General features: G+C 61.3%; 7 protein-coding genes. 6 read left to right on the top strand and 1 reads right to left on the bottom strand.

What is annotated here, in order from left to right; translation table 11 throughout:
* Positions 1 to 378: 378 nt before the first annotated feature.
* From HKN37_17590 to HKN37_17575, 4 genes are all read left to right on the top strand, one after another.
* Positions 379 to 897 (top strand): JAB domain-containing protein, encoded by a 519-nt coding sequence (locus HKN37_17590; GenBank protein ID NNE48469.1) that lies wholly within the window; start codon positions 379 to 381, stop codon positions 895 to 897.
* 151 nt (positions 898 to 1,048) lie between these two features.
* Positions 1,049 to 1,324, top strand: a complete 276-nt coding sequence (locus HKN37_17585) for a helix-turn-helix transcriptional regulator (protein ID NNE48468.1) — start codon at positions 1,049 to 1,051, stop codon at positions 1,322 to 1,324.
* Positions 1,321 to 2,079 carry a hypothetical protein gene (locus HKN37_17580; protein ID NNE48467.1) on the top strand — a complete coding sequence of 253 codons (759 nt, stop codon included), beginning with the start codon at positions 1,321 to 1,323 and terminating at the stop codon, positions 2,077 to 2,079. The genes HKN37_17585 and HKN37_17580 overlap by 4 nt, the downstream gene beginning before the upstream one ends.
* On the top strand, positions 2,051 to 2,413 hold the full coding sequence (locus HKN37_17575; protein NNE48466.1) for a hypothetical protein: 363 nt from the start codon (positions 2,051 to 2,053) through the stop codon (positions 2,411 to 2,413). The genes HKN37_17580 and HKN37_17575 overlap by 29 nt, the downstream gene beginning before the upstream one ends.
* Positions 2,414 to 2,433: 20 nt before the next feature.
* Here the strand turns inward: HKN37_17575 and HKN37_17570 are convergent, their stop codons facing one another.
* Positions 2,434 to 4,068 carry a hypothetical protein gene (locus tag HKN37_17570; protein ID NNE48465.1) on the bottom strand — a complete coding sequence of 545 codons (1,635 nt, stop codon included), beginning with the start codon at positions 4,066 to 4,068 and terminating at the stop codon, positions 2,434 to 2,436.
* 177 nt (positions 4,069 to 4,245) lie between these two features.
* Between HKN37_17570 and HKN37_17565 the strand changes: the two genes are divergently transcribed.
* Positions 4,246 to 4,443, top strand: coding sequence for a hypothetical protein (locus HKN37_17565; GenBank protein ID NNE48464.1), 198 nt, complete (start codon positions 4,246 to 4,248; stop codon positions 4,441 to 4,443).
* Positions 4,440 to 4,701 (top strand): recombinase family protein (locus HKN37_17560; GenBank protein NNE48463.1); only part of this gene is annotated, 262 nt, incomplete at its 3' end. The genes HKN37_17565 and HKN37_17560, both read left to right, overlap by 4 nt.

Raw genomic sequence — 4,701 nt, 5'->3', positions numbered from 1 at the left:
CTGACGCACATCATCGAGGCCCTCGGCGGTCAGCCACCCTCGGACTCCGGCGACCTCAAGGCGACACTCATCAGTCTTCTGTAGGGCTCAGATTCGGGAGAGGCGTCCGCTGCGTTTTCCCCTCGCGTCAGCAGCCTCCAGGTTCCCGCTCGGACAGACTCTCCCGTCTCTTCTCTCGGTCTTCCCTGCTATCCGCAGCTTCGCCTGCGGCCAGCTCGTCTCTCCCCGCCTCGGCTGCGCCAGCTGAGCTGTCACGGCCTCCGCTGGGGGCTCCTCGCGCCGTACGCCGGCACTGCGTGCGTCTGGCCCTCCGTCTGGAGCCATTGCTCCTTGGCTCGGGTGAAGGAGCAAACGACACCAGCCGGAAGGGAGACGCAGATGAACAGGAAGACCAACAAGAAGCAGATGGAGCTACTGAAGTCCGAGCGGGTCCAGGAGTCGGCCGAAGCCGCCAAGATGGAGACCATCACCCGCTACCGCCTCGCCCTGGTTCGTGAAGAAGACACGCCCTACGAAGACGTCTCGCTGACCCACCCCAAAGCCGTCGCCGAGTTCCTCAACAGCCAACTGCACGACCGTCCACAAGAAGCCATGTGCGCCGTCTACCTCGACACCCGCAACCGCCTCATCGCCTGGCAGATCGCCTACCTCGGCACCCTCAACCGGGCAGCCGTCGAACCCCGCGCCCTCCTCCAGATGGCTCTCCTGACCAACGCCGCTGGCATCATCCTCGCCCACAACCACCCCTCCGGCGATCCCTCCCCTAGCGCCGAAGACCTGGCCTTCACTCGCCGGATGGCTGAGGCCGGCGACCTCATCGGGATTCGGCTCGTGGATCACTTGATACTGGCTTCCGCAGAGAAGTGGGTGTCGCTCCGGCAGCGGGGGGCCTGGTAGCGGACCAAGCCCTCACGCAGGTTCTTCCTAGGCCCTTGCTAGCTGCCTCCGGCTCTCACGGGGCTCACCAATCGGGGAGCCCTTCGCTTCGCCGATGATGACAGCTGTCCGTGGACCAGTTGTCATCATCCTTCCATGATGAGTTGGTCTTATGGCCGACCGGCGATCCGCACGCGTATTTGGGGCCGTGCTCAAGCGGCATCGGCGGGCTGCGGGCATTTCGCAGGAGAAGCTGGCCGAAAGAGCCGGCCTCGACCGGACCTCGGTCGGCCTGCTCGAGCGCGGCCAGCGGCGACCGGGACTGGACACAATCTTGGATCTCGGAGACGGCCTTGGCCTGGCGCCAGGCCGGCTTCTGGACGAGACCTGTGCCCTCCTCCTGGAGTACTCCGGCGTCTCATCGCTTCCGGTCGGCAGCTCAACGTGACGCACACGCACTTCACCCCGTTTAGTCTCGCCCTCGATTTCGACGAGGCGAGTGAGCGTCTGGATTCACATCTCTACAGGAGGGTCCGAGAGTGCCGCATCTGTCGTGGCGCACTCGAGGAGTTGAGCCGCTGGCTCCTGGCTCTCGATCATTGCGACCCGATCGTCGGGCCAGAGTTCACGACCAGGCACGACTTCTTCGCCAGCCTGATGACAGAGAATCTGACTCACGAGGATCGGCTAGCGGCACTCCGATCCGACGAGCTGTTTCACCATTGGGGCCTCGGCCGACTTCTTCTCGAGGAGTCCAGGAGCTGCCGAGAGTCCAACCCCGAGCTTTCGACAGAGCTGGCCGAGCTTGCACTCACGGTAGCCGAGCATCTGGACCCCGGCTTCTATCGGCCAGAGAGGGTCGCCGACGCGCAGGCGCAGGCGGCTGCCAACTACGGTGACGCCTTGCGCCTTCTCCATCGCCTCGACGTAGCCAAGCAGCAGTTCACAGCTGCAATCAGCTACCTCGCCAACGGGACGGGGAGGCCGCGAATCGCCTCGGGAGTTGCTAGACTCGAAGCACGCCTTCTGAAGGATAAGGGCCATCACGATGAGGCCCTTGATCTTCTGGAGCTAGCGATCGCGGCATACGAGGAAAGGGATGAAGAGTCCCGCAGCCTGCTTCACTGGATGCACGAGTCGTGCGGAGACCGGATCGAAGGCGAAGAGATAACGGATGGCACGACCCAAAACCAAACCGGGTGAAGAACGGCTCTCCCCCTCCGAGTGGGAGATCATGCGCATCTGCTGGAAGCTGGGCCGCGCCAACGTCCGGCAAATCCTGAAAGAGGACCTCAAGAAGAAGACCCGCGACTACCGGACGATTCTCACGTTCGTGAGCCGGATGGCCTCCAAGGGCTTCCTGAAGGTCGAGAAAGAGGGCAACACCAACTACTACACCGCTGCCCTGCCCCAGAAGAAGGGCCTGCAGCGCGAGATCGACCGGTTCCTCAAGGACGTTGTAGGACCTGAGGTGGACAACCTCGAACTCGTGAGGAAAGCCGTGGGCTCCAAGCTGGCCCGAAAGAGGCGTGGCTGACGCTCGAGCGCTCTTGGCTCCTATCGTGAGCCCTTAGCTAGATCGAGATTCTCCTTCAAGGTCCGTACTGGGTACTCGAACCGATATCCGCCTTCGACGGCAGTGGGAAACCGAACGAAGACAGGTTGCTTCCGATTGCGTCTCGCGACCCACTCGGCGCGGAGCACGAGATTTGGGTTATCGGGCCCAGGATTCTCCAGGTTTCGTAGCACCGCATCCTGCTTGAAGAGCTTGACCCAAACGTATCTGGGGCGTCGGCGAATAGAGCCGGTGCCCTTGAGGCCAGCTGACGCTATGGGTCTCCGCCGAAGACGCCGGACCACCTGCCGTGCAATTCGGTACAGGTCTTCCCCCGACGGGTCTTCGCCGAATCTTAGGACAGCGATAGCCTCCACCCGCCGAAGCGCCTCGGCGCTCTTGTTTTGGACATGACGAATCGAATAACGGAGACGAAGAGGTGTGACACCCGACTCTGCCCAGCGTCGCCGAACCTCCAACCCAGCCTGCGCGAGCCCAATGCGCAGAGACATTCCAGCCACGTGGATTCGTCTAGCAAGGTTAGAGCTGTCGTGCCAGAGCATGCTTGTCTCAACGACTTCACCTAGAGCCTCAGCCGGACCACCATCCCGCCGAAGCTTCGCGAGCTTGGAAGCGTCCAGGAAGATGGACCCGCTCGTTGCATGGCCGGTATCAAAGGTAAGGGCGATCCGCTCGAAGCTCGTCGCTCCAAAGTCCTGTGCTCGTGCCGCCAAATAGAGAGCCTCGAAGGTCTGCATTGTCTGGGAAGGCATTGGCGCTGAGCAAATCACTGCGAGCTGTTGTCTTCCTCCCAGGACTTCCATCGGGATCAGTCGCTCGACCGTGAGCCGGCCGTATGAGCCAGCTCCTCGAAGGGCCAACAAAGTAGCTCCAAGCGGGATTGAACGGCCCGAGAAGAGGCTTGTGTTCCTTGCGATGAACAGAAGAAGGCCAAGCGTGAGGGCATGGCAGGCTGCCACTAGCTCATCAAACAGGTGCAGGAACTCTCCAGGCGTAAGTTCCTCAGTTGCTTTTCGGTCTACGAAGCGAATCGCCGCGACAGCGAATTCCGTGTTCCCGTGCGAGATCGCGTTACGGACTGCTCCACGAAACCCTTCGACAAGGGGCCGAAATCCGAGCTTGCCTAGGCTCTCGGCACGGTTGGTGAGTGTCTGACCACAGTATTGGCGACTTCGAAGCTGCGCAAACACGGACAGAGGACAGTTGATCAAGTGGTTGAACGCGTGCTCGGCGTAGCGCTGATACTCTGGAAACCACACCTGCTCAAGCTCCGCGTAGTCGCTCGGCGAAGACAGGGAGGGAAGGTGCTCAGCATCCCAACTCGGCCCAGGCGTCACTAGCGCGTGAACCGCGTGCGTTAGCTCGCGATCCAGCGATTCGATCGCAGCAACGGCCTGGGTCGAGTTCTTCTCATAGAAGTCCAACACGCTCTGCACCAAGTCATCGTCGAAGTACTTGAAAGGCCTCGTGTTGACGAAGTCGAACAAGGAGAGCGACCAAGGCTCCTCTTCAAGCCCCACGAGCGACGAACCAAATCGCTGAAGGACGGCCTCTTTACGCAGCTCACCCTCAAACCGAACCATCGGATGTGATCCAACTAGCTTCTCTACGCTCATGGCATCAAGATCAAGCCACCTCCCGGCCTTCCTCCGCGGTTTCTTGCTGGCGGGATTAGCTCTCTGAATGGTACGACAGGGTCGCCGCGAAGCGCAGCTCTCTATTCAAATCCTATATTTGTAGTAGACTTGCCATAGGTAGCAGTTGCGCAGAGAACTCCCGACGATCCAGGACCAATGATCCCCCTCGACCAGTTCCGCGAATATCTGGGACCCGAATGCGCGCTGTCCGACGATGAAGTGCGTGAGATTAGGCGCCAGCTTCACCTCCTGGCAGAGGCGATCGTGGACGCGGCCTCGTATACACTGGCTCGAGAAATCCGTGAGCCCGACGGACCTACCTGGCCCGAGGAGAATCGGGAACTGAAGCGATGAAGGCCGTTGTCTACTGCCGCGTCTCGACCAAGGAGCAGACGAAGAATCTGAGTCTGCCGGCGCAGCGGAAGGCCTGCCGGCAGTACTGCGACGACAACGGCTGGAAGGTCGATCGCGTCTTCGTCGAGCGGGGCGAGTCGGCCAAGACGGCCGAGCGGACCGAGCTCAACAACCTGCTGGCCTACTGCCGCGAGAACCGCGGCCGTGTCCAGATGATGGTGGTTTACTCGCTCGACCGCTTCGCCCGGAACAACTACG

The organism is Rhodothermales bacterium (assembly GCA_013002345.1).
Classification (GTDB): Bacteria; Bacteroidota; Rhodothermia; order Rhodothermales; family JABDKH01; genus JABDKH01.
Note: the sequence above shows the minus strand (reverse complement) of the source record. Positions and strands in the feature narration are given on the sequence as shown.